The sequence below is a fragment of the Halocola ammonii genome (assembly GCF_049334165.1).
Classification (GTDB): domain Bacteria; phylum Bacteroidota; class Bacteroidia; order Flavobacteriales_D; family Sanyastnellaceae; genus JBEGHD01.
Map to the genome: position 1 here is coordinate 105,972 of NZ_JBEGHD010000012.1, position 23,055 is coordinate 129,026.

The following is a 23,055-nucleotide window of genomic DNA, read 5'->3' on the forward strand; positions in this document are numbered from 1 at the left end:
AGTTTTCTCAGCTATTTATACTTATCATTCAGTCCTTTTCCCTCGCGAATCATCGGCAGAATCTTTTCGAGTCTGCTTTCTTTTGTTGCCTCTCTTTTCGCGGAAGCAATGTGGTCGGCATACTCTCGCTTCTTGCTTTTTGTAAGCTTTTTGAAAGCGTCAGCAGCTTCGCCATCTTTTTCCAAGGCCGTTTTCAGTTCGGCAGGAATTTCAAGTGGTTTGTTTTTAGCGGGCTTTATTTCGCGGCCCTGCTTTTGGTTTTCAATCGCCTCCAGAACGTAATTTTTCACGAGTTTCTCATCAATTTCGTCTGCAGAAGTGAAGCGCCACTGGCGAAGAGCTTTTGTTTTGTCGTCTGCGCTCACCAGCACTTTCGACTTATCCTTCAAAAAGACGCCATTGAAAAACCAGAGACCAGTATACGACTTGAAAGAACCCATTCCTATTACGTTTTTGCCATCAATTGTATAAGTAGGTGCTCCCCATTTAATGGTTTCATCGAGTTCCGTGGCGGTCAAAATTTCGCGAAGCTTTACAAGAATCTCCTGGTTGTGGCTGTGCTTCTCGATGAACTCAGAAACATTGGTTACCTTTTTCATAAGCCTACTTTGTTTGATTTGCTTCAAAATTAGAGAATCAAAGCTAGGACGCTTTTCAAAATTTCACTTAAAATGTATTTCCGATGCCGCGGTTCTTTAGCAATCAACTTTTTGCACTAAAATATTCTCGTCCCATTCAGAGGATTTTTACAACTTGCACCCAGATCAAAATCGCTGAAAAATGAAAAAACACCTTTGCCTCGTCATTCTTTTGATTCTGGGAGTCTCCCTTTCTGCTAGTGCACAATGGAGTACAGACACTCAGGAAAATACGCTGATTTCTGATTTTGAAGGTGAGAAAGCCGTTACCCACATTGCTCAAACCGAAGACGGAAAATACTTCATCAGTTGGTATGGCGGAGCTGACAATTACAACATGAATCTCGCTCTTCTCGACAGCACGGGATATTCACTTTGGGACGAACCTTTAGTAGTGAGCGATCACCCGCAAAATACTTGGGTAGCTGATTATTCTCTGGCTGTGGACAACGATGGCAACGCAGTGATTTCGTTTGCCGATATCAGAAATGGAAACCCCGACCTGGTGATTTACAAGGTCGATCAAAATGGCGAGCACCTTTTTGGCGATGATGGAGTGATGGTGACCGAAACTGATTCTGAAGAGTTTTTTCCTACAATTTGCGTCACCGAGAGCAATGAGACCGTTGTCACATGGCAACACTCTGATGAAAGTGGGAGTGTAGGCCTGGCACTGCAAAGAATTGACACCAATGGAGCTTTGCTATGGGAAGAACCTGTGATTCTCATCGATGAGGAGTTCGATTACAATACTCCGGTTCCTATCGCCACCACTGAAGATGAGGTTATTGTGCTTTACTTTTATCAGTCTGGTCCGTTTTTCTCACCAGACCGCGAATTGTACGCCCAGCGCTTTGATGTGAATGGGGTAGAAGTTTGGGAGAACCCAACCGTACTTTGCGGAGTTACGGGAATTCCCGGTTTTGCTTTCCCGCAGGCAAAAAGTGACGGGAATGGCGGATTGATCACAAGCTGGCAAGATGACCGAGACAACAACCAACTTGGGAACGTGGCTGTGCAACACCTACTCGAAGATGGATCTCTTCAATTCCCTGAAAATGGTATTGAACTGGTGGAGGCTGGTTCTATGGGGCATTTTTCTCCATCAACGGCTGGGATCGATGAAGCCGGAAGCATCGTGGTGTACTGGCGAACCACCAATTCGAGTCAGGGAATGTCCGGTCTTAAGTCTCAAAAAATCGCTGCTGATGGCACTCGCGTTTGGTCTGATCAGGGTGTAGAGCTACTTGAGTTGGGAAGTCACGTACAGTTGGTAAATGGAGCTGCCTTGCACGCAGACTCCAGTTGGGTGAGCTACAGCATCAACCCTGATGGCAACCAGGCGATCAATGAAGTTTACCTTTTTGGACTCGATGGTGATGGAGAAATCATTTTGGATCAGGCGCCAGTGGCGACTGCAGCAACCTCAAAAGGAGATGTGGTGATGAGTGGGATTTACAATGGCCAGTTGGTAAACGCCTGGGTAAATGACGCTGATCCCAGCGAAGTAAGGGCACAGGCGATCGAAGTGCTGGACACTGATGTTTCTGTAGAAGATTTTCTCGAGATAGCTGATAAAACAGTAGTAAAACAACTCGGTGATCGCGTTGAGGTTGAACCTGAAGTGGCTAGTCTGGAAATCTACAGCATTTCTGGCCGATTGCTTTCCAAAACGGATTGCCTTGGTAAGAAAGAAGTTCTTCTACCATCGGATTTACCAAATTCTATTTTCATCTTATTGGCTAGAGATCGTTCTGGTAGACCATTGCAGAGCTTTCAACTGACCTGGTAGCCTGATTTCGATGAAACGTGACAAAGTGTCGTTAAATGTTAAAATAAGCACGATAAAATATTTTATTTGTATTTTTGTCGACACTAAACAACAACACTTTAATCCGATAACTTTATGAAAAGGAATGTTTTAAAAGGTTTCTCTGGCATTTTGCTAGCGGGAGTTCTTGTATTTTCAGCAGGATGCCGCAAAGAAGCTGAACTCGAAAAACAACCACCCTCTCAACAACCGGCTGTCTCAACACCAGTTAATAATTACAACGCAAATGTTCCACTCCAGTGGTACAACCTTTACCTCAAGGTAGAGCGCTATGCAGATGGTTTCAGACCTCCTGTATCGGCTAGAGCACTTGCCTACATTGGCCTGAGCGGCTACGAGGCCGGGGTTTCTGGCATGCCGGATAACGAATCGATGGACGAGGTTTTTCCGGGGTTAGATATTCCCGATAGCGACATCTACTCAGAATACCACTGGCCGACTGCAATCAATGCAGCTTACGCCAGATCGATGCGCCTTTACTTTCCTCACGTAGATACAGAATATGGCCAGGACATTGACAATCTGGAAGACGCACTCAACAACTATTACGAAGGGGAAATGAGTGAAGAAGTTTACGTACGCTCCAGAGTTTATGGAGTGGAAGTGGCCAATGCCATTTTCCAATGGGCTCAAACCGATGAAACCGGAAAGTACGGCTATATGGAAAATCACCCGGTTTACAACCCACCATCTTGCGTAGGTTGCTGGCAGCCAACAGGACCGGATTACACTCCGGCACTTCTTCCTTTTTGGGGCGATGCAAGAACTTTTGCCATGTCTGGCCAGGACTTTGAAATTGAACCGCCACTTCCTTTTACTGAAGATGAAAACTCTGCACTCTACGTGCAGGCGATGGAGGTTTACGAGCTTTATCCACTCGAATACGAAGATCAGTGGATCGCGGAGTTTTGGAGTGACGACATTTTTGAGTTGACCTGTACACCAGTTGGCCGCTGGGTTTCTATCGCCAACCAGGCAGCTCAGCAGTATGAAGTTAACCTCGAAGAAGCGCTTGAGCTTTATGCAAAGCTCGGACTCGCGATGAACGATGCCGGTGTTTCTTGCTGGTACAATAAGTACGAGTACGATGTGGCTCGCCCAAGTGATTTTATCAAGGAGTACATTGATTCCGGTTGGGAAACGCACCTGATCACACTCCACGATTGTCTTAACCCACCGTTTCCAGCTTATCCTTCAGGACATGCCGCATTCAGTTCTGCTGCTGCAGGCGTGTTGGCCGATCAATTTGGTTCTGATATCACATTTACTGACAACAGCCACGAAGACAGAGATGAATTTATGGGAATGCCAAGAACTTATTCCAGCTGGCATGAGATGGCTGTAGAGAATGCGTACTCGAGAATTCCTCTTGGTGTTCACTATCAAATGGATGCCGATGCCGGAGTTGATCTCGGTTACGTAGCTTCAGACAGAGTGTTGGAGCTGCCCTGGGGTAACTAGTCGGCAGGAAAACAGAATTTTGAGAGCCGGACGTCATGCTGAACTCGATTCAGTATTAGCATGACGTCCGGCTTTTTCATTTAGAGTTTTTCTAACTCCTCCTTGATAAAGCTTGCCAGCTCGCTGACGTACTCTGGAGAGAAGTCAAACTTTATTCCTGCAGTCTCATAAATCTCACCAATGGTTTTTGTGTAGCCGAGCGAAAGAGCCTTTTTGTAGTCGGTGAGTGCTTTCTTAGGATCTTGCTTGTAGTTTCTCCACACAGCAATTGCGCCCAGCTGAGCCATTCCGTACTCGATGTAGTAGAAAGGAACTTCAAAAAGGTGGAGTTGCTTTTGCCACGCTATTTTTTTGGCTTTTTCGTAGCCACTCCAATCCACCAGGTCGCTGCCGAGTTCGTCCTCAATCCTTAACCACGCTTGGGTTCGTTGCTCTTCTGTGTGATTGGGGTTTTCGTAAATCCAGTGTTGAAACTTATCGATTATTGCAATCCAGGGTAGCGCTGAAAGCACATCCTGAAGTTGTTCTTTTTTGGCTCTTCTCAGGTCTTCGGGATTCGAATAAAAAATGTCCCAATGATCCATTGTGAGGAGCTCCATTGCCATTGAGGCCAGCTCGGCAACTTCGCTCGGACAGTTTTTGAAAGCTGCCAGTTGCAAGTCTCTCGAAAGGAAAGAGTGCACCGCATGACCTCCTTCGTGCATCATGGTGACCATGTCGCGCGGAGTTCCCACGGCATTCATGAAAATGAACGGAACACCAACTTCGTAAAGCGGGTAGTTGAAACCTCCGGGCGATTTGCCGTCTTTAGATTCCAGGTCGAGGTAACCGAGCTCGTCCATAGTTCTAAGGCATTCGCCAAAATAAGGATCGACCTTGTTGAACACTGCGATAGATTTCTCAACCAGCTCCTCAGCAGTTTCAAACGGTTTGAGCGGCCCTTTGCCAGTCGGATCCACCGCCATATCGTATGGTTTGAGAGTGTCGAGCTGAAGTTGTTCTTTGCGCTCTTTGGCAAAGGTTTCAACCACAGGTTTCACTGCTGTGCGAATACTCTCATGAAAATCGAAGCAATCTTCGGGAGTGTAGTCGAAGCGACCCAGATCGTCAAATTTGTAGTCGCGATAGTTTTTGTAATCTGCGTTTTTGGCGATTTGCGAGCGGAGCTTCACCAGGTCCGTAAAAATTCTATCCAGATCCTCCCTCACGGCCGCCCTCGCGTCCTGAACTTTTTCATAAACCAACTTACGGTGATCTCTGTCCGTTTTTTGCAATTCGGCACCTGCTCTTGGCATTGTAAGTTTCTTTCCGTCTAGCTCAATGGTGAGGTTCCCTGCAACTTTTCCAAATTCCTGCGCCTTCTCTCTCACTTCCGAGAGCAAAGGAATATTGACTTCGCGAAAGAGCTCAATTTCCTTTTCGATCTTTCTCAAATAGATGAAGTACCCTTTGTCTTTAGGTAGCTCATCCGTATATGGGCAGTCGACCAGCTTGCGATTCAACTCATTGGAGTAGGGAGCAATCTTCGGCTGAATCTCGCGAACAAAAAACTGATAGTCTTTTTCCTTTTCCTCATCAGTTGTGTCGATAGACATTCTGATGTAACGCCATGCAGCATTTTCTTCAAGCACCGATTCGAGTTCGCTGAGGTCCAGCAACCACTTTTTCAGGTCTTCCTTAGATTTTATAGGTCTTTCTTTGAGGTCGACAAAATATGGCTCCAGATCGTCCCACGAATCTATCTTGAGATTTTCCGGTAGAAAAATTCTCGGCTTTCTGGGTTGCGATGTAGTTACTTCGGTGCTCATGGAAATTAATTATAGGAATCAGTGAAAATAAAACTGAAAAGAAGAATAGGTCTACTCCTCTTCACCAGACTTGTCAGACTTACTTTCAGCAGGCTCTTCGTCTTCGCTTTCTTCCTCTTTTGCCACTTCCAGCAAGTTGTGATCGTGAAGCAAGTTGTACCAGCTGAAAAGCTTTTTCAGGTCAGATTGATACACTCGGTCTTCGTCATAATCGGGCAACACTTGTACCATGTAGTCGCGCATTTCCTGGGCAGAAGATTTTTTGGGGTCGATGGCTTTTCCACCTTCTTCCTTATCATAAATCTCCTGGTATACTTCAGCCAGTGGTACATCGTCACTGTAAGTGTAAATGCTGATGTCTTCCAAAGCACTGATTTTGTGAGCTGCATAAACAGGCATCTTTTTGCCATCGTTCAATGATTCTACAATCAGGCTGTTTTTTGATTGGGTCACCACTTTGAACAGTCCCGGCTTTCCGCTGATGGAAAGTAAATCTTTCAATACGATCATAAATGTGTTGCTAAATTTTGGTGCGCAAAGGTAATTAAAGTCAACGTTGGAGAAAATGAAAAATCTTTGGTTTCCAGCGTGTCAAACAAGCTCTTTGTAATCGGGTATCTCCTTTAAAAACGAGTAGCTTTTTTCTCGGTGGTTTATCATGCAGCAGAAGTGTTGCAGGCCATTTGTCACAGCCATAAACGGCACTTGAAGTTGCATGTTGTAGCGAGCCGCCTGGTCAAAGGTGTCCTGGGTAATTTTGATTTTAGGAGCTTTGCATTCCACGAGGAGTCTCGGAGCTCCGTCTTTTGCAAAAGCAACGATGTCACTTCGCTTTTGAAGACTATTTACTTTCAAACCTTTTTCGAGAGACATCAAAGAAAGTGGAAATCCTTTGTCTTCGTGAAGATACATCACAAAGTGCTGACGAACCCATTCCTCTGGGGTAAGCACGAGATATTTCTTTCTTATTTCATCAAAAATGTAGTGCTGCTCTTTTTCCTTTTTAATCTTAAAAGGGTAGGGCGGAAGGTTCAATTCTTGCATGAGCGCAAAGATAGTTGAACCGAAACATCTGAGATTTGAATGGATTCGGCTTAACTAGGAAATCACTTTAATTTTAGCTCGCCTCCATAGAAGTTCAATCCAAAAGTTAACTTAGCGGCCTATGACTCTTTTGATATTCTACTTATTGTTAGCTTTAGTAGTCTCGTTCTATTGCTCCATTGCAGAGGCTGTTTTACTCAGCGTCACACCGAGCTACATCGAATCTCAGATGGCGCAGGGCAAAGCCTGGAGCAAAACACTGCTTCGCTTCAAAACAGATATTGATCGCCCGTTGTCGGCAATTCTTTCCTTAAACACCATTGCTCACACTGTGGGTGCTGCTGGAGTTGGAGCGCAGGCGTCCATCGTTTTTTCTAATATTTCTGTTGGGATTATCTCAGGAGTGCTGACGCTACTAATTTTGGTTTTTTCAGAGTTGATTCCCAAAACCATTGGCGCCAGCTATTGGAAAGGTCTTGCCCTCTTCACCACGAAAACACTCAAGTGGCTCATTTATCTGATGTATCCTCTGGTGCTTCTCTCGAGATTGATCACCGGTGTTTTTAAGAAAAAGAAGCAGAACAAGGTGGAGAGAAGTGAGGTGATTGCCCTGGCAGAAATCGGTCAGCGGGAAGGAGTTTTTACAAGAGAAGAAGCGAGGATTCTTCGCAACCTCATTGGCTTCAGAACTATTCGCGTGAAAGACGTGATGACCCCAAGAACTGTGGTTGTTGCAGCTCGTGAAGAAATGACGGCTAAGGAATTTTCCACCGACAAGCGATTTAATCAGTATTCGAGAATTCCACTTTTCAAAGGATCAAAAGACAACATCACCGGTTTTGTGCACAAGCACGATGTGATGCAGCATGTGGTGAGCGGAGAGCCCGATGTAAAGTTGAAAGAGCTCATGCGCGACATTGCTCTGGTCGATGAAAACGAAAGCCTTTATAAGCTCTACACTTTTTTCACTCAGAGGCGCGAGCAGGTAGCGATTGTTTCAGAAGAATTTGGTGGAACTGCTGGTATTGTGACAATGGAAGACGTTCTGGAAACCTTACTAGGGCTGGAAATTGTGGATGAGTTTGACGAGTTGGACGACTTGCAGGATTACGCCAGAAAGCAGTGGGAAAAGCGAGCCGAAAAACGGGGAATTGATACTTCGTTTAACAATCTGCCTGACGAGGAGAAAACAGCTTAATCCTTTTCGTATAGCTCGAACTTCTTTTGTAGAATCTGAAATTCCACCCTTCGATTTTGAGCTCGGCCTTCTGCCGTGGTGTTGTCGGCAACCGGCATCTGACTGCCGTAGTACCTCATTTTTAATCGCGATTCGTCAATTCCCTTCGAAATCATGTATTGGATCACTTGTTGCGCTCTGGCTTCAGAGAGTTCCACGTTGTAGCCATCACCACCAATGATGTCTGTATGTCCGATAATTTCCATGTAGATGGACGTACTCTTGAGCATTGTTCGCACTACTTTGTCCAGGTCTTCTTTAGCTTTTTCTGTCAGATAACTTTCATCAAAGTCGAATAGCACAGCCTGAAAAGAAATCTCTCTGACTTCGGATAGCTCCATGGGCGGGTCAGTCACATTTTCTTTGATGAGGTCGTTAACACAACTGCATTCGTCTCTCGACTTCACCGGTTTTAGACGAATGTCATCCACATAAACGTAGGCCCATTCATTTGACGATCTGGCACCTTCTTCAGCAGTTCTCCTCAAAATTTTCATGTGATTGTCGGGTAGGAAGTTGCCGATTGTCAAGTACTCTTCGCCTCCCTCTGCTACAAAAACATCAGAAATCATGATCCATTGATCTTTTTCATCGAGCATGTGAAGCTGAGGATTGTAGAATTGAGGCTTAACCTTGATCACGTTCGAGGCTTTTCCCACGGGACGCTTCTCGCTAAAATAGGCTCCAAAGCCATCGCACACGTAGAGGTCGTAGTCTGCTGGTGAGATGAAAATTTCGAAGCAAAACATTTCGCCCTCATTCATCGGGCGGTTGAGTTTTATTTGCAGGTATTCGCGATAGTCTGTTTTTGTAGCTGAGAAAACAGCCATGCCAACGTAACCGTCACCTTCTCTCGCTTTTTGGTGTCCAAACATGTTGTTGGGAACTCCTACTCGCTGGCTGCAAGTGTGAAAATAATCTGGTGTTCCGCGAGCTACCTGACGCCAGGTTTTGATCGTATTCAGACTGGCCTGGTTGAAGCTCACCGGGCAGTACTGATAATCTTCAAAACCGGGATTATCGAGAATGTCCTGGCTCTGAAATTGCAAGCTGGCCGCGAAAAACAGCAACAAAAAAAGAGACCTGAAGCTGTTGCGGACAGGTCTCTTCGTGCTTTTCATCTCTTTTATATTTGACGAATTAAATACGTTCAACACGATATTTCAATAGTGATCGAGTTTACTGAACGACAAATTCAACTCTTCTATTTTGCGCAATACTCATTGGTGTCGGACGCGTGTTAGCAGGCTCCTTGTTTTCTTTGTTGACAGTGCCAAAGCGCGATCTGTCTAATCCTTCTTCCACCAGGAAGTCCACAACATTTTGAGCTCTTCGTAGTGCCAAATCCTTGTATTTCTCGTTGAGTTTGGCTTCGTTGAATTCGTTGTTGTCCATGTGACCAATTACGGCAACTTTCAGTTTAGGGTTTTGCTCCAAAATCTCAACTACCTTTTTCAAATCTCTTTTGGCAACTGCATTTAAGTCTGCAGTGTTGGAGCCAAAGTATACTGAGCTGGCAGCGAGTTTTTCGCCAGCCGACATGTCGTCCGTAAGATTTACAGAACGGCTGTAGATGATGTCTGGCTTAAGCGATTTGTGACCGCACTGGCATTGAGATTGAGCTTGGATTTTATTCAGGCTCACATTATCCACGTAGTAGTATGCCAGGTATTCTTGTGGCTCAGTAAGATCTGAAGGTCTTCTCATTCGCTCGGTTTTCAACTGATCGTCTCTGTCGAAGCATCCGATAACCATGTGAGTCTCTCCACCTTTTGCAAGGTAAGTTCCGCACAAGGTGGTCCAGGAAGTCATGTCGTCAATGATTTTGTTCCCAAGCACCTCAGCGTGTCTTTCGAGTTGGATCTCTGTAGTGCCCGATCTTGACTCTTTCTTGGGAACGATGCTCGCTCCAATTCCATTGACTGCGTATTTTGAAAGGTCAGCAAGACTCACTTCGAATTTGATGCAGTACTGTTTATTGGCTTCAAGTGGCGTTTCAAATTTAATTTGAAGGTAGCTACGTGAAGTTCTTCTTTCACGCGAATAAGCTACAAAACCACCGTAGTGCTCTCCGTCAGCTGGCTTTTGCTTTCCGTAGTTGTTGTTTGGTACATTGGCTTTATCGCCTCTGGCACCAGCAACAAACAAATCTGCTGGAGCCTCGTTGGCCGAAAGCCAGTGTTCAGCTGCATCGATTCTGCCCAGTTTTCTGATTTCATCAGCAGGGACATTCAGTGTTTCGAAGCTTGGGTTTTTCACAAGGTTTTCTCCGACTTGAGCGAAGTTGGTTTGTACGAATGCGATGATAAGTGCCGCAGCGAGTAGGATCTTGTTATTCATTGCTTAGGTTTAAATTCTTTTACAGTTTCAATAAAGCACTTGACATGATCGGGATTGGTGTCTGGATAAACTCCGTGACCCAAATTGGCAATATGCCGGTGTCCGCCAAAAATATGCAACATTTTTGAAGTTTCCTTTCTAATGCTCTCGAAGCTGCCGTAAAGTACGGCCGGATCCAGATTTCCCTGGAGGGTTTTGTCCGGCCCAACGATCTTTCTCGACTCTTCGGGATCCATGTTCCAGTCCAGTCCGATGGTGTTGCATTTTAATTGAGAAAGCTCTTTTCTCACAAAATAGGCGCCCTTGCAAAACACAGTGATCGGAACTTCGTCAATGGCGTTGCATATTTTTTCGATTGCAGGTAGTGCAAACTTCCGATAAAGATCGGGACTCAACACTCCGGCCCAACTGTCAAATACCTGCACCATATCGGCACCTGCAGCAATTTGCGCTTTCAGGTAATCGATGGTGGTGTCGGTGATGTCGTTAAGCAACTGCCGTGCCATAGCCTCTTCGGTGATGAGCATCTTGCGCGCTTTGGCGAATGTTTTGGAGCCCTGTCCCTCGGTCATGTAGCAGAAGATAGTCCATGGTGCTCCGGCAAAGCCAATGAGCGGTACGCGGTCGTTGAGCTCCTTTTTAGTAAGCTTGATGGCGTCCATCACGTAGCCCAGTTTTTCGTGCGGATCGGCAACTCGAATATTTTTTAGATCGGCTGGCGAATCGATGGTTTTTTCGAAGTAAGGCCCCTTTCCCTTTATCATTTCGTAGTCGAGACCCATGGCTTCGGGAATAACTAAAATGTCTGAAAAGATGATCGCTGCATCTACACCGAGCAAGTCGACCGGTTGAAGAGTTACTTCGCAAGCCAGTTCAGGTGTTTGAACAAGTTCTTTGAAGCCGCTGAGTTTAGCTCTCACAGCGCGATACTCGGGAAGAATTCGTCCCGCCTGACGCATCAACCACACCGGCACTCTTTCGGTTTTTTCACCGCGTGCCGCTCTTAAGATCAAATCGTTTTTTATTGCCATGGGGCAAATGTAGTGCAATGGATAAAATGAGAAAGGTGCTCAGGGAAGATCAGTGCAAGATTTTGTGCACAAGCTCCTTCATCAAAAATTCTGTGCTGACGCTGTAATTGTCAAATCCTTTCGATTTTTTGTCCGCTTCTCTGAGATAAGAAATGATTCTGGCGAGCTTTCCGTTGCTGTAGTTGCGGGCAGCAGTGGCGTAGTCGTTGAGAGCAAAGGGGTGAACTCCAAGCTCGCGAGCCGCCACATTTTGCGATTTATCCGGCAATGTGCGATAGACGAGAGTTCCAGAGAAAAACTTGTAGAGCAACGGCAAAATCATGGGCAGCGGATGATCCTTGGGATTAGCCGCGAAGTATTTTATAATTCTATTCGCCTTTAAGATTTCTTTTTGAGCCAGTGCTTTTTGAAGCTCAAAAGTGTTGTAGTCCTTGCTGATCCCAATGTTTTTCTCAATGTGGATTGGACTGATTGTTTCCCCTTTAGGAATCATGATCATGAGCTTGTCGAGCTCATTGGCCATCTTGCTCAGGTTGTTGCCCAGATACTCGCTGAGAAGGATCACAGCCTTTTCGTCAATCTTGTGGTTTTTACCTCCAACGTATTCTTTGATCCATTGCGGTAGCTTCGACTCGTAGAGTTCTTTCGACTCGAAAAACAGCGCCTGCTTTTGGATAGCCTTCCCGACTTTCGTCCGTTTATCGAGCTTTTTGTTTTTGTACTCAAAAACCAAAATCGTTGTTGGCTGGGGTTGGTTGAGATAGCTTGCCAGTTGATTTTGGCCATCCTCTTTTTTCCAGTTGAGGTCCTGGGCTTCTTTCACAATAATCACCTGGCGCTCGCCCATCATCGGAAATCCTTTGGCCAGAGAAACGATGCTGGTGAGATCAGTGTCGCGGCCATAAACCACAATCTGGTTGAACTCCTTCTCCTCTGGCGAAAGCGTGTGCTCTTTTATGTAATCCGAAATCTCATCGATAAAGTAGTTTTCCGTGCCAGTCAGGAAATAGACCGGCTCGTACTTTTTCGCCTTTAGATTTTTGAGAATGTCCTTTTGAGTCATGGATCTTACTGCCATTTCAGGTGGCGTACTGAGCGACCTTGATTTTGAATTTCGCGAAGTGCGTCTACACCAATTTTGATTTGCAAATCAACGAATTTGTCGGTCACGAGCTTGTCGCTTTTTGCAGTTTTTACACCTTCTGGAATCATCGGCTGGTCGCTGACCAGGAGCAGTGCTCCGGTAGGGATTTTGTTGGCAAAACCAGTGGAGAGCAGAGTGGTCGTTTCCATGTCGATTGCCATTGCCCGAATTTTTCTGAGGTACTTCTTGAATTTTTCATCGTGCTCCCAAACTCTTCGATTGGTGGTGTAGACGGTTCCGGTCCAGTAGTCTTTTTCGTAATCTCTACAAGTTGAAGAAACCGCACGCTGGAGAGCAAAGGCAGGCAGAGCTGGCACTTCTGGCGGAAAGTAGTCGTTTGATGTTCCTTCTCCTCGTATTCCTGCAAGAGGTAAAACGAGATCTCCAATGGCGTTCTTCTTTTTCAAGCCACCGCATTTTCCGAGAAACAAAACTGCATTGGGCATTTTCGCGCTGAGCAAATCCATAATCGTGGCGGCATTTGCGCTCCCCATCCCAAAGTTGATCATGGTGATGTTTTGCGCAGTGGCATTCATCATCGCGCGGTCTTTCCCTTTCACCTCCACGTTGTTCCAGTCTGCGAATTTTTCAACGTAGTTGTCAAAGTTGGTCAGCAAAATATATTCGCCAAATTCATCGATCTGGAGTCCGGTGTATCGTGGAAGCCAGTTCTCCACTATTTCTGTCTTATTCTTCATCTTCAATTTGGGATTTTAGCAATAATAAGGATTTCGAAAAGATCCTTCATTAATCGCATTTTACAGCTAGATAAACAATTGAGAAAAATGTTGTTCTCTAACCGATTTTGACTTTTTCTTTTTTAGGAACGAAAAGTAAAAGCAACAGCCCGATTCCAAAAAAGAGGATCAGAGAAAGCACTGAGTTTCGCATCGATCCAGTAATGCCCTCAATGTAGCCAAAGGCAATCATTCCGATAACGATGCCGATTTTTTCGAGAACATCGTAGAAACTAAAGAACGAGGCGTGATCCATGGTTTCTGGTAAGAACTTGGAATAGGTAGAGCGGCTCAAAGACTGCGTTCCGCCCATCACGAAACCGATTAATCCTGCAGCGATGTAGAACTCCAGTGGGGTATCGACAATCAGATAGGCATAAGCGCAAACGCCAATCCACACGATGAGTGCCCAAATGAGCGTGCGCAAGTTGGACGTCCACATTGAAAGTCTTGAAAACAGCCAGGCTCCGGGAATGGCAATTAGCTGTACCAGGATGATTGCAACAATCAGCTGCCCGCTTTCGAGTCCCTGAATTTTTTCACCGTTTTCGCCAATGCGGTAAACTTCTTTAATTCCAAAAAACTGCGCCATGAGCATGATGGTTTGTACCGACATGCTAAAGACAAAAAATGCCAGAAGGAATCGTTTGAGCCGAACGGTTTCTTTCACCTGGTTGTAGACCAGTTTAAACTCCCGGAAACCTTTGCGAAACATTTCGTTTGATGGCTTGCGGTTGTAGGGGTTTTTTGGCAGTCGCGCAAAAGTGATTTGAGCAAAACCGGCCCACCAGAGGCCTACAAGAACAAATGACCATTTGGCTGGAATTTCATAGACCTGAATCATCACCAGATTTATCACAAGTAGAATCACACTGCCGAGATACCCCATTGAAAATCCGCGGGCGCTCAGCCGATCGTGGTCTTTGGGTTCGGCAATCTCTGGTAGGTAGGCGTTGTAAAAAACAATGCTTCCCCAAAAGCCAATGCTCGCCAAAAAAACGCTGAGCATGCTGATCTCCAGGTGGTTTGGGTCGAAGAAGAAAAGCGAAATGCACGAGGCTGAACCGAGGTAACAGAAGATCTGAAGAAACAACTTCTTTCTCCCTGAGGCATCGGCAATTCCAGAAAGCAAAGGTGACATGGCGGAAACGACCAAAAAGGAGGCACCTACTACGTAACTGTAGAGTTCTGTGTTAATAGGGTGAAAGCCGAGAAATTCAACTTCACTTATCCCGTCTTTCTTGGTGACCGCTTCGTAGAAAATCGGAAAAATTGCAGTGGCAATTACCAGGGAATAAACGGAGTTGGCCCAGTCGTAGAAGGCCCAGCCGTTCATTAATTTCTTGTCTCCTTTTTTCAACATTGCGGCCGAAAGGTAACGGAAATTAGCTAATGACAACACATAGACAGAAATGTCTGCCGAGCAGCTTCTTTCTTAAATTTGCCGCCAGTTTTATCAATTTCAATGCAAGTCCGTTTTGGAAAAACAATTTGACGTAGCAATTATCGGTGGTGGAATTGTGGGAGCTGCCACTTTCTACAAACTTCAAACGAAGTTCAAAAATCTTCGCATCATCCTCATCGAAAAGGAAGATGTGTTGGCTGATCACCAGACAGGAAATAATTCCGGAGTGATTCACTCAGGACTTTACTACAAGCCCGGGTCGCTGAAAGCTGAAAACTGTGTGAAGGGCAGAAAAGAGCTGGTGGCTTTTGCCAGGGAGCATGGAGTAGACCACGATGTTTGCGGTAAGGTCGTTGTTGCAGCAGATTCGTCAGAATTGCCCATGCTCGACAAGATTTTCGAAACGGGATTGAAAAACGGCATTGAGGGAATCAAGAAAATCTCCGGTGATGAGGTTCGCGAAATTGAGCCACACGTGAGAGGCATTGCAGGAATATGGGTTCCGGTGACTGGAATAATCGACTACCGACAGGCCACTGAAAAAATGGTTGAGCTGGCTCAAAAGGCAAATCCAAACTCCGAAGTGCACATGGGTGAAGAAGCTCAGGAGTTTGAGCGGCAGGGTGATCTCACCAGAGTGAAGACCAGCAAAGGAACTTTCCTGGCCGGGAAGCTCATTTTTTGCGGTGGACTTCAAGCCGACCGTCTTGCTCGAAAAGATGGAGTGGAAGTGAAAGAGCAGGTTGTAGGATTTCGCGGAGACTACTACGAACTCACAGATTCGGGCAAGCACAAGGTGAAAAATCTGATCTACCCAGTGCCCAACCCGGACTTTCCATTTCTCGGAGTGCACTTCACCAGAATGACAAATGGTGAGATAGAGTGTGGCCCAAACGCTGTTTTCACTTTCAAAAGAGAAGGCTATGGGAAAACCGATTTCAACTTCAAGGACTCTTTTGATGCGCTCACTTATGGCGGAACCTGGAAGCTGTTTTTCAAAAACATGAAGTTTGGGATCAACGAATATCGCAGAGCTTTCTCGAAAAAACTCTTCCTTAAAACCCTGCAACGACTCATCCCTTCGCTTACGATGGAAGACCTGAGGCCCGGTAGATCGGGAGTTCGTGCACTGCTTCTCCGCGAGGATGGCGACACGAAAGACGATTTCAGAATTGAGTACACCGACCACAGCATCCACGTGCTCAACGCACCATCTCCTGCAGCGACAGCATCTCTAGCCATTGGTGGGCAGGTGACAGAAATGGCTGAAAAGCATTTTCGTTTAGCCGTTCAATAGTAAGGCTTATCTTCACTGGAAATGTGAGAGAGCCTCACTCTCTAATCACCTGAATTAGAGTTGTTGAAAGAGGAGAAAGTTTTAGCCTGCTGAACAATTTTGCTTTCGCTTTTTTAACTTGTTATTGAAAACAAAAACAAGCTATCTATGAAATGTATTTGTTTAGTGATGCTACAGCTACTTGTCCTCGTAGCATTTGCTCAAAAGCAGGACGAGATACCTCAAAAACAGGAAGGTAAACTTTGGCTAGAAGAAGTAGTGGACTTTCAAAAAGAGCTGAATGAAAAATTCTCCGACTCCGAAAAATCTCCTCTCAAAGAATCTGACCGGCTTCAATTTGAATCATTGGATTTTTTTCCACCAGATGATCGGTATCGGGTTCGGGCGGAATTTATCAGAACAGTAGGAGAAGAACCCTTTCAGATGCCTACTACAACCAGTAGAATGGCTAATTATGTCAAATACGGAGAGCTTCGTTTCGACCTCGGAGGGCATCGCTACGTTCTGAATGTTTATCAAAACCTGGACGCTACTGAGGAGGGAGAAAAACCTGAATTGCTTTTCTTGCCCTTTACAGATGCTACCAATGGGGAAAGTACTTACGGTGGCGGTCGCTACATTGACCTACCAGTTCCTCAAAAAGATGTTGTAGTTCTGGATTTTAACAAAGCATACAACCCTTACTGTGCGTACAACGAGAAATACTCTTGCCCAATTCCTCCCAAATCAAATGATATCGACATAAAAGTGAGGGCAGGAGTGAAGGATTTTGCAAAAAAGTAAGAAATGGCTTAAGCCTTTTTGCTTTTGAAGTTTTTGTAGGACGTGGCGATTAGGTCTCGAAGAGCTTCACGATCGATATCGTCCAACTTGTTGATGTAAAGGCACGACTTCCCGGTCTTGTACTTTCCGATTTTGGAAAGCATTTTTTCGTATCCGTCAAATCCTGTCATCAGATAAAGCGAAAGACTTTGTTTTCTCGGAGAAAAGCCCACGATGAAGAAATCGCCTTCGCGTCCGCTTTCGTACTTGTAGTGATAATCTCCGAACCCGATGATGCTTGGTCCCCACATTTTGGCTGGTTCACCGGTTATGTCTCTCATCATTTCCAGTAGTTCAAATCCGTCCTTTTTGCGCGTTTTGTGGTCCACGCTGTCGAGAAATACCTCAACACTTGCTTCAGTTTTTTGAGTTTTGTTTTGTGCCATCTGATTTGCGTTTCGTTCTCTGACAAATTTTATAAAAAAATCCCGCAGTTCCTTTTCGGTGCTGCGGGATTGGATTTGATAGAGTCTGCAATTGCAGGTTCTCAATATTATTTTTGAGGACTTGCCGCGGCCGGCTGTCTCTCTTTGGAGGCCTTCATTTTCTTAGCCTGTGCTTTTTCTTTGTCACTGCAAGATTTTGCTGCCTTGTCAGCACAGCAACCTTTTTTCTTTGCTTCTGCCTTACCAGCACTCGCAGTTCCTTTGTCTTTTCCAGCCTTGGCCTTGGACTTGTCGCAGCAAGATTTTTCACCTGCTTTGTCGCAGTCGGCTTTCTTAGCTTCTTTGTCTACAGCAACTGTTTTTTCTGCTTTTTCAACTTTAGCTTTCGCATCAGTTGTTTTTGCTTTTTCACTTTGAGCAGATGCGGCAGTGGCCATAAACGCTACAAATCCGAGGAACAGAATTAATTTTTTCATTGTCTTTTCTTTTTGATTGATCGATAAATATACAAATTTTGACGAGCGCAATTTGCATTTCGCAGACTTGAATTACGCCCATTTCACAGTAGTTGTTTCAAAACGCGGGCCAAAAATGAATAGTACCTCACTTTTTGAAATTGAGCATTTTTAACTTTAACTTCTATCTTTAGCCCAAATCGCATGAAATATCGCTCGCTAAATTTTATGAAATCATGAAAAACCTATTGACACTTTTGATCTTCAGTTTGCCTTTGCTAATGTTTCAGTCTTGCATGGACTGCACTAAGGGAACTGGTGAGTTGAAGGAAGAAACTCGCACAGTTAAAGAGTTTAACGAAGTAGAAGTTGAATGCTCCGCTGATGTAATTTTGAAGCCGGTTACTGGCACAGATCCGCTCAAACTTGTTGTATCAGCTCAAGAAAATCTTTTGCCTTTCATAAAAACTACGGTAAGTGGAACGACATTGAATATTGATATTGAAGGCTGCGTATCTACAACTGAGAAAATGGAAGTCGTGGTAAATTGCAGAAACCTGGAAACTATTTTGAACGGAGGCTCTGCCGATCTTACGGCTGAAGGAACTATAAAAGCAGAGGTGCTTACACTTAAAAATGACGGTTCTGGAGACATCGATCTCGAAGCAGATGCCAAAGAATTTTTCATTGGCAACTCTGGATCGGGCGATATTTCTGTTAGAGGGAATGCCGTAGAGTGTGAGATTAAAAACAATGGGTCGGGCGATATCGATGGCTTTGGACTAAAGTGCAACGAAGTAATCGTTTCTAACAACGGCTCTGGTGATATTGAACTGTACGTCCGTGAAAAACTGAAAGCCAGACTCAACGGCTCGGGAAACATTACCTATGAAGGAAACCCCCAGTCTATTGATCAAAAGAGCAATGGATCTGGTGAAGTGATGCGCAGAAATTAATCTGAACGACAGCGCCACTTTTTACGTTATTTTACAGCAGCCCGGAAACAATTCTGTGGCTGCTGTTTTGTTTTTTCAAAGAGAATAAATTTTGAATATTCAGCTCGACAAAGCGAAGATCGTTTACCTGGCCATCATTCTTTCCCTGTTGGTTCACATTGTTGTGTTGTTGGTTTTCTACCTGACTCCGCTGAATCGTCAGAGCGATAATGCCCTCGATGAGGTAGAGGTGGAGACGGTGGATCGTGAGCAGGTTCCAGATCTCGAAGAGCTACTTGAGCTTCATCAGGAGGAGGGACCGGAAGTGCGAAATGTGATTGCCAACCGCCAAAGCGAGCAATCGCAGGAAGTGCGCTCTTACAATCGAATGAGTGAAGAGCAGATGCAAGAAGAGATCAATGAGCGATTGAAAAACCTCGAGCAGCAAACTATCGAAGAACAAAGAAAGCAGGGGAAAGGATTTGACGAAGAAAAGTTTCAGCAGGAAAAAGTGGAAGAAAGCGAAATTGAAGAAGATTACAGTTACATCAACAAAAACGAAACTTCCTACAGTAATGCCACGGTGGAATACGATCTTGCAGATCGCGATGCCCTAAAGCTCGAAGTTCCGGCCTACACTTGCATGGGTAGCGGAGTAGTAGTGATTGACATTGACGTAGATCGTGAGGGAAATATCGTGAGCACATCAATCAACGAGGCTCAAACTCGCACATCACAAGAATGTCACAGAGAACAGGCACTCAAATTCGCCCAGGAACGATCACTCTTTTACAATAAAATAGATGCTCCACGAAGGCAATCCGGTACGATCACCTACCGATTCCTGGCTCAGTAAATCGGTTTGACTTCAGACTTTTTCTGCACTGGCCACGTAAGGCTCCAGATAGGCAAATTCATCCGTTAGCTCACCTTCAAGGTTTGTCTCAGATGCTCGTCCGATAATCCGATCTGGGTCTTCACCAAGAAGTGGAGGCAGCACGTGTTTTATCAGTTCTTTTCCGAAATCTTCGCTGGCGTCTTTAGGAAGTTCGCAAGGCAAGTTGTCCACAGCCATTACTCCGATAGCATTTTCGGCCATGAAGTCAGTCTCTTTCTCTTCGTACCTGTCGTAGCCGTAGAAAGGGTCGGCAACAGTAGATGGACGAAGCGTGGAAGCTACGGGGCCATCGATGTCACAAGAGATATCTGCAACCACGCTCACCTTCCAGTCTGGGTGTTTTGCATCCTGGCGGGTGAAGAGAAAAGGTGCCCCCTCGGCCCAGTAGTGGCATGGAATGTACATGTCTGCCTGATGGCAATATCTCGGGAAAGTAGATCTGTAGCCAGCGGGATCTTTGTAAAACTCCTTTTTATCGAAACCACCGTCTGCAATTCGCTCGTTGTATTCGTTTACTTCCAGGTGAGTGAAAACGGGTTGATCGAATTCTTTCTCCAAAAAGTCTTTGCTTTCCACTTCTTTAATAGAAATCAAATCGAGAATTTCTCTTGCTCCGTGGCCTACGCGGCCAAAACCTGTGAGCACAAATTTGGTCGACTTTGGTAGCTCAACTTTAGAGAGCTGACCTTCCATTTCTTTACGGTCTTCGCATTCGTGAGCCGGTTTCAAATCGTAGATTTTGTGCTTTTTACCAAAAGCTCTAAGCCCATTGTAGCATCCTACAACTCCCGCATACCGACCAAACCCGATCAGGCGTTTGCCTGATTTATCCTTGATCATTTCGTAATCAACCAGGCGGATCTTTTTGTCCAAAATCGCTCTTAGCAGCTTCGCGTTGTACGGCTGCATTTTGTAGGTGTGAGAAAAGAAAAGGTAAGTTTTATTGGGAATCAACATCTCGATGGGAACCTCTTTTACACCGAGCAGAATGTCGCAATCAGAGAGGTCTTCCTGCAAGGTTAGTCCAAGTTCCTGGTATTCTTCATCGCGGTATTTTCTGATGTTGCTAGGCTGAACTACCAGTTCGACATTGTCAAATTTCTCCAGCACTTCCACACATTGCTTAGGCGACAGCGGCACGCGCTTGTCTGGTGGAGTTTTACCTTCTCTGATAATTCCCAGTTTTACCATTTCTGATCCTCTTTAAGTTTTTTACGAAGTCTCGCAAAATTACAGTTTTCAAGAGGTATAAAAAATCAAGTTGTCGTGTTGTTGAGTGTGAGATAGGCAAAGATGGAAATGAGCACGGTGAGCATGGCCGTGCCGTAGAGTAGAATCAGCAGGAGATAGCGCCCCACGGTGGCTTTCCAGCTCAACCGATAAATTCTTTTGAGACTTATCAATAAGTAGTAAAGAATGCCTGTACCAATTAAAGAAAGAAGAATTGCGTTCAAAAAAAGCTGTCCCGAAAGTGCGATGGCGTTGCTAAGCAAGAGATAAAATGACAGGCTAAAAAATACGAAGGTGTGAAAGTGAAAGGCAACGATGAGTTGGAAAACGAAGCCCATTTTTTTCTTCCTGAAAAGCAAAGCTAAAAAGCCAGCAAAAAGTGGCAGCAACAGGAAGAACACTTTCGGTAAGTAGTTGTGAAAGAAATTGTCCAAGATCAACTCATCTGAAGAGATGGTTTCTACTGCTTTTTGGCTTGTCTGCCAGTTTAGCAAAATGAAAAAAAGGATGCTGACGAAAATATACAGTCTTAGCGGAGGAATGTAATGCATCCGTTTTCCTCGCAAGTATTCCAGAGAAAGGTACCCGGGTTTGAAAAGGAGTGGCCTTACGCTTTTCGAAAGTTTTGAGTCGTAGGCAAAGTAATCACCGAGAAAGTTTTGAAAAAGATCGCGGAGAGTCTCGTGCTTCTTGATTCTTTTTTGGCCGCAGTTGGGGCAGAAAGTGAACTCCGGAGCCATCTCAGTTTTACACTGAGGGCAATGAGAGGTTTGCTGTATAGTTGAATCGGCCACAAAAAAAGTTTACACAATATTAGTAACTTTCCTGATTGGTGGGCGTCATACTTTTGCCGAGCCTTTAAAACCATGGTCAAAAAAATACTTCTAGTTGTAGTTATTACGCTTTCAGTTTCCTTTTGTGGTCAAGCTCAATCGGCTAGTGCTGATAGTGGTCAGGAGGCTTCTACAGAAATGGAGGAGGAGGTAGTTGACGGGTTTTGGTCAGTAACGACTTACCTTGGGAAAAAGCTCGTGGACGGAATGAGTGAGCGACTCAATCTCGATGACGAGAATGAGAAGAAAGAAGCGCCCAGAAAAAAAGTTGTGCTGAGAATCGGCACAATAGAATTCGAACGAATTGAAGGTGGCTAGCGACAAAGTTATTGTTGTGTCATAATGTCTGCTATCTTTGCATGCTCCCGCAATTTTCACGGGTATTTAGCTGGATTCTCACTTATGAGGGTAACTGGCACTTCTTTTGTAATGAAGAAGACAACGTTCTTTACAATATGGGGCCGACATGGATTTGACAGCAAGATGAGTAGCTGAGCAAGCATGCCGAGCATTGTACTTTGGCTCGCAAATCTCAAAGTTCAAGTCAGAAATGACAACAACTCTTACGCGCTTGCGGCCTAATCCACTCAGTGGATTCTGACCTAATTCCAGCCTGACAACAGGCGGAACAAGCTGTCTCGCTAAGGTGGTTCTGTTCCTATCCACCTGGCATGAGGCATCGATCAAAACGGAACTAGTACAAGCAGGGTCCTGATGCTTGTGCGAAATTTAATCGGGAATAAGCTTTGGCGAGGTCCGTTTGTAGCCATACCAAAGTCGAAAACTTAATTGCAAACTAAGCATGTAGAAACCTTAGTTGTTCCTTGTTTGGACGAGGGTTCGAACCCCTCCGGCTCCACCTTCGCCCTCCGAAGCTTTATGCGCAGGAGGGCTTTTTTATTTGTATCCATTTTTTTTTTCTTGATCCCCGGGTTTTCGACATGGCTACGGTGGACGCGTCCACCAGTAATTCATTCTACCTGATTGCCCTCCGACTTTGTTCTGCGAAGCGTTTGCGGAGCAGAAAGCTTTATGCGCAGGAGGGCTTTTTTATTTGTATCCATTTTTTTTCTTGATCCCCGGGTTTTCGACAGGGCTACGGTGGACACGTCCACCGGAAATTCATTCTACCTGATTGCCCTTCGACATTGTGCTGCGCAGAGTTCGCTGAGCAGAAAGGTATACGGCAAGAAGGGCTTTGAAATTTCTTCGGAATAGAATCGTATTTTGAAGTCCAAACCAACAATGGACAACTCATCTTGCGTACATCAATGGAGATAGACTTTTGGGAGGTTTACGTCCTCAAGTGTAGTGACAACACTTATTATGTTGGTTGTAGCTCGCAATTGAATACTCGACTAGCACAACACTCAAAAGGTGAGGTCTCCTATACCAAAACGAGACTTCCTGTCCAAGTTGTGACAAGTATCCGATTCATCGACAAAACAAAAGCGTTTCAATTCGAGAAGTATCTCAAGTCCGGCTCAGGAAAAGCGTTCATGAACAAACGTTTGGTGTAAATC

General features: G+C 45.0%; 23 protein-coding genes and 1 other RNA gene. 10 read left to right on the forward strand and 14 right to left on the reverse strand.

Annotated elements, in window-relative coordinates:
• Window positions 1–11: 11 nt before the first annotated feature.
• Window positions 12–599, reverse strand: a complete 588-nt coding sequence (locus ABHV44_RS12785) for a YdeI/OmpD-associated family protein (protein ID WP_459075091.1) — start codon at window positions 597–599, stop codon at window positions 12–14.
• A 181-nt stretch (window positions 600–780) separates the two neighbouring features.
• Here ABHV44_RS12785 and ABHV44_RS12790 point away from each other — a divergent pair, with 181 nt between their 5' ends.
• The gene (locus tag ABHV44_RS12790) at window positions 781–2,430 is read left to right on the forward strand and encodes a hypothetical protein (RefSeq protein WP_459075092.1); all 1,650 of its coding nucleotides are present in this window, start codon (window positions 781–783) and stop codon (window positions 2,428–2,430) included.
• 114 nt (window positions 2,431–2,544) lie between these two features.
• Entirely contained in the window at window positions 2,545–3,930 is a 1,386-nt protein-coding gene (locus ABHV44_RS12795) for a vanadium-dependent haloperoxidase (RefSeq protein WP_459075093.1), read from the forward strand.
• Window positions 3,931–4,010: 80 nt separating this feature from the next.
• Here ABHV44_RS12795 and ABHV44_RS12800 read toward each other — a convergent pair whose 3' ends face one another.
• The 3 genes from ABHV44_RS12800 to ABHV44_RS12810 all read right to left on the reverse strand — a co-directional run bounded on the left by ABHV44_RS12800 (window position 4,011) and on the right by ABHV44_RS12810 (window position 6,782).
• Complete coding sequence (locus ABHV44_RS12800; protein ID WP_459075094.1) at window positions 4,011–5,738, reverse strand: M3 family oligoendopeptidase; 1,728 nt, start codon at window positions 5,736–5,738, stop codon at window positions 4,011–4,013.
• 51 nt (window positions 5,739–5,789) lie between these two features.
• Complete coding sequence (locus ABHV44_RS12805; protein ID WP_459075095.1) at window positions 5,790–6,248, reverse strand: DUF5606 family protein; 459 nt, start codon at window positions 6,246–6,248, stop codon at window positions 5,790–5,792.
• An 81-nt stretch (window positions 6,249–6,329) separates the two neighbouring features.
• Window positions 6,330–6,782, reverse strand: coding sequence for a type I restriction enzyme HsdR N-terminal domain-containing protein (locus ABHV44_RS12810; RefSeq protein ID WP_459075096.1), 453 nt, complete (start codon window positions 6,780–6,782; stop codon window positions 6,330–6,332).
• A gap of 121 nt (window positions 6,783–6,903) precedes the next feature.
• Here ABHV44_RS12810 and ABHV44_RS12815 point away from each other — a divergent pair, with 121 nt between their 5' ends.
• The gene (locus tag ABHV44_RS12815; RefSeq protein ID WP_459075097.1) at window positions 6,904–7,980 is read left to right on the forward strand and encodes a hemolysin family protein; all 1,077 of its coding nucleotides are present in this window, start codon (window positions 6,904–6,906) and stop codon (window positions 7,978–7,980) included.
• Here ABHV44_RS12815 and ABHV44_RS12820 read toward each other — a convergent pair.
• The 6 genes from ABHV44_RS12820 to ABHV44_RS12845 form a co-directional block, all read right to left on the reverse strand.
• Window positions 7,977–9,140 carry an OmpA family protein gene (locus ABHV44_RS12820; RefSeq protein WP_459075098.1) on the reverse strand — a complete coding sequence of 388 codons (1,164 nt, stop codon included), beginning with the start codon at window positions 9,138–9,140 and terminating at the stop codon, window positions 7,977–7,979. The two genes, ABHV44_RS12815 and ABHV44_RS12820, sit on opposite strands and share 4 nt — an antisense overlap.
• 58 nt (window positions 9,141–9,198) lie before the next feature.
• Complete coding sequence (locus ABHV44_RS12825) at window positions 9,199–10,359, reverse strand: OmpA family protein (RefSeq protein WP_459075099.1); 1,161 nt, start codon at window positions 10,357–10,359, stop codon at window positions 9,199–9,201.
• Window positions 10,356–11,390, reverse strand: coding sequence for a uroporphyrinogen decarboxylase (gene hemE / locus ABHV44_RS12830; protein WP_459075100.1), 1,035 nt, complete (start codon window positions 11,388–11,390; stop codon window positions 10,356–10,358). The genes ABHV44_RS12825 and hemE overlap by 4 nt, the downstream gene beginning before the upstream one ends.
• Before the next feature lie 49 nt (window positions 11,391–11,439).
• A complete protein-coding gene (holA, locus tag ABHV44_RS12835) occupies window positions 11,440–12,468 on the reverse strand; it encodes a DNA polymerase III subunit delta (protein ID WP_459075101.1) in 1,029 nt (342 codons plus the stop codon).
• A complete protein-coding gene (locus ABHV44_RS12840) occupies window positions 12,459–13,232 on the reverse strand; it encodes an AMP nucleosidase (RefSeq protein ID WP_459075102.1) in 774 nt (257 codons plus the stop codon). Before ABHV44_RS12840 ends, holA begins: the two co-directional genes overlap by 10 nt.
• Window positions 13,233–13,329: 97 nt before the next feature.
• Window positions 13,330–14,634 carry an MFS transporter gene (locus ABHV44_RS12845; RefSeq protein ID WP_459075103.1) on the reverse strand — a complete coding sequence of 435 codons (1,305 nt, stop codon included), beginning with the start codon at window positions 14,632–14,634 and terminating at the stop codon, window positions 13,330–13,332.
• A 115-nt stretch (window positions 14,635–14,749) separates the two neighbouring features.
• Between ABHV44_RS12845 and lhgO the strand changes: the two genes are divergently transcribed.
• A complete protein-coding gene (lhgO, locus tag ABHV44_RS12850; protein WP_459075104.1) occupies window positions 14,750–15,973 on the forward strand; it encodes an L-2-hydroxyglutarate oxidase in 1,224 nt (407 codons plus the stop codon).
• A gap of 147 nt (window positions 15,974–16,120) precedes the next feature.
• The gene (locus tag ABHV44_RS12855; RefSeq protein ID WP_459075105.1) at window positions 16,121–16,756 is read left to right on the forward strand and encodes a DUF1684 domain-containing protein; all 636 of its coding nucleotides are present in this window, start codon (window positions 16,121–16,123) and stop codon (window positions 16,754–16,756) included.
• Window positions 16,757–16,764: 8 nt separating this feature from the next.
• Here the strand turns inward: ABHV44_RS12855 and ABHV44_RS12860 are convergent, their stop codons facing one another.
• Both ABHV44_RS12860 and ABHV44_RS12865 read right to left on the reverse strand, forming a co-directional pair.
• Entirely contained in the window at window positions 16,765–17,181 is a 417-nt protein-coding gene (locus ABHV44_RS12860; RefSeq protein ID WP_459075106.1) for a DUF1801 domain-containing protein, read from the reverse strand.
• Between the two features lie 107 nt (window positions 17,182–17,288).
• A complete protein-coding gene (locus tag ABHV44_RS12865; RefSeq protein ID WP_459075107.1) occupies window positions 17,289–17,657 on the reverse strand; it encodes a hypothetical protein in 369 nt (122 codons plus the stop codon).
• A gap of 215 nt (window positions 17,658–17,872) precedes the next feature.
• Here ABHV44_RS12865 and ABHV44_RS12870 point away from each other — a divergent pair, with 215 nt between their 5' ends.
• On the forward strand, window positions 17,873–18,592 hold the full coding sequence (locus ABHV44_RS12870) for a head GIN domain-containing protein (protein ID WP_459075108.1): 720 nt from the start codon (window positions 17,873–17,875) through the stop codon (window positions 18,590–18,592).
• A gap of 91 nt (window positions 18,593–18,683) precedes the next feature.
• Window positions 18,684–19,427, forward strand: coding sequence for a hypothetical protein (locus ABHV44_RS12875; protein WP_459075109.1), 744 nt, complete (start codon window positions 18,684–18,686; stop codon window positions 19,425–19,427).
• A 12-nt stretch (window positions 19,428–19,439) separates the two neighbouring features.
• Here the strand turns inward: ABHV44_RS12875 and ABHV44_RS12880 are convergent, their stop codons facing one another.
• The gene (locus ABHV44_RS12880) at window positions 19,440–20,660 is read right to left on the reverse strand and encodes an NAD(P)-dependent oxidoreductase (protein WP_459075110.1); all 1,221 of its coding nucleotides are present in this window, start codon (window positions 20,658–20,660) and stop codon (window positions 19,440–19,442) included.
• Window positions 20,661–20,725: 65 nt separating this feature from the next.
• Complete coding sequence (locus tag ABHV44_RS12885; protein WP_459075111.1) at window positions 20,726–21,439, reverse strand: DUF3667 domain-containing protein; 714 nt, start codon at window positions 21,437–21,439, stop codon at window positions 20,726–20,728.
• Between the two features lie 126 nt (window positions 21,440–21,565).
• Here ABHV44_RS12885 and ABHV44_RS12890 point away from each other — a divergent pair, with 126 nt between their 5' ends.
• From ABHV44_RS12890 to ABHV44_RS12900, 3 genes are all read left to right on the forward strand, one after another.
• Window positions 21,566–21,850, forward strand: a complete 285-nt coding sequence (locus ABHV44_RS12890; RefSeq protein ID WP_459075112.1) for a hypothetical protein — start codon at window positions 21,566–21,568, stop codon at window positions 21,848–21,850.
• Between the two features lie 139 nt (window positions 21,851–21,989).
• Window positions 21,990–22,394, forward strand: a transfer-messenger RNA (tmRNA) gene (gene ssrA, locus ABHV44_RS12895).
• 409 nt (window positions 22,395–22,803) lie between these two features.
• A complete protein-coding gene (locus ABHV44_RS12900; protein ID WP_459075113.1) occupies window positions 22,804–23,052 on the forward strand; it encodes a GIY-YIG nuclease family protein in 249 nt (82 codons plus the stop codon).
• The last annotated feature ends 3 nt before the right edge of the window (window positions 23,053–23,055 follow it).

Excerpts from the sequence above, each read along its gene's own strand:
- ABHV44_RS12790 (WP_459075092.1), top strand. The coding sequence starts at position 781 with ATGAAAAAACACCTTTGCCTCGTCATTCTTTTGATTCTGGGAGTCTCC.
- ABHV44_RS12825 (WP_459075099.1), bottom strand. The coding sequence starts at position 10,359 with ATGAATAACAAGATCCTACTCGCTGCGGCACTTATCATCGCATTCGTA.
- ABHV44_RS12900 (WP_459075113.1), top strand. The coding sequence starts at position 22,804 with ATGGAGATAGACTTTTGGGAGGTTTACGTCCTCAAGTGTAGTGACAAC.
- holA (WP_459075101.1), bottom strand. The coding sequence starts at position 12,468 with ATGGCAGTAAGATCCATGACTCAAAAGGACATTCTCAAAAATCTAAAG.
- ABHV44_RS12800 (WP_459075094.1), bottom strand. The coding sequence starts at position 5,738 with ATGAGCACCGAAGTAACTACATCGCAACCCAGAAAGCCGAGAATTTTT.
- ABHV44_RS12785 (WP_459075091.1), bottom strand. The coding sequence starts at position 599 with ATGAAAAAGGTAACCAATGTTTCTGAGTTCATCGAGAAGCACAGCCAC.
- ABHV44_RS12840 (WP_459075102.1), bottom strand. The coding sequence starts at position 13,232 with ATGAAGAATAAGACAGAAATAGTGGAGAACTGGCTTCCACGATACACC.
- hemE (WP_459075100.1), bottom strand. The coding sequence starts at position 11,390 with ATGGCAATAAAAAACGATTTGATCTTAAGAGCGGCACGCGGTGAAAAA.
- ABHV44_RS12880 (WP_459075110.1), bottom strand. The coding sequence starts at position 20,660 with ATGGTAAAACTGGGAATTATCAGAGAAGGTAAAACTCCACCAGACAAG.
- ABHV44_RS12870 (WP_459075108.1), top strand. The coding sequence starts at position 17,873 with ATGAAAAACCTATTGACACTTTTGATCTTCAGTTTGCCTTTGCTAATG.
- ABHV44_RS12845 (WP_459075103.1), bottom strand. The coding sequence starts at position 14,634 with ATGTTGAAAAAAGGAGACAAGAAATTAATGAACGGCTGGGCCTTCTAC.
- ABHV44_RS12810 (WP_459075096.1), bottom strand. The coding sequence starts at position 6,782 with ATGCAAGAATTGAACCTTCCGCCCTACCCTTTTAAGATTAAAAAGGAA.
- ABHV44_RS12885 (WP_459075111.1), bottom strand. The coding sequence starts at position 21,439 with ATGGCTCCGGAGTTCACTTTCTGCCCCAACTGCGGCCAAAAAAGAATC.
- ABHV44_RS12865 (WP_459075107.1), bottom strand. The coding sequence starts at position 17,657 with ATGAAAAAATTAATTCTGTTCCTCGGATTTGTAGCGTTTATGGCCACT.
- ABHV44_RS12805 (WP_459075095.1), bottom strand. The coding sequence starts at position 6,248 with ATGATCGTATTGAAAGATTTACTTTCCATCAGCGGAAAGCCGGGACTG.
- ABHV44_RS12815 (WP_459075097.1), top strand. The coding sequence starts at position 6,904 with ATGACTCTTTTGATATTCTACTTATTGTTAGCTTTAGTAGTCTCGTTC.
- ABHV44_RS12890 (WP_459075112.1), top strand. The coding sequence starts at position 21,566 with ATGGTCAAAAAAATACTTCTAGTTGTAGTTATTACGCTTTCAGTTTCC.
- ABHV44_RS12855 (WP_459075105.1), top strand. The coding sequence starts at position 16,121 with ATGAAATGTATTTGTTTAGTGATGCTACAGCTACTTGTCCTCGTAGCA.
- ABHV44_RS12820 (WP_459075098.1), bottom strand. The coding sequence starts at position 9,140 with ATGAAAAGCACGAAGAGACCTGTCCGCAACAGCTTCAGGTCTCTTTTT.
- ABHV44_RS12860 (WP_459075106.1), bottom strand. The coding sequence starts at position 17,181 with ATGGCACAAAACAAAACTCAAAAAACTGAAGCAAGTGTTGAGGTATTT.
- ABHV44_RS12795 (WP_459075093.1), top strand. The coding sequence starts at position 2,545 with ATGAAAAGGAATGTTTTAAAAGGTTTCTCTGGCATTTTGCTAGCGGGA.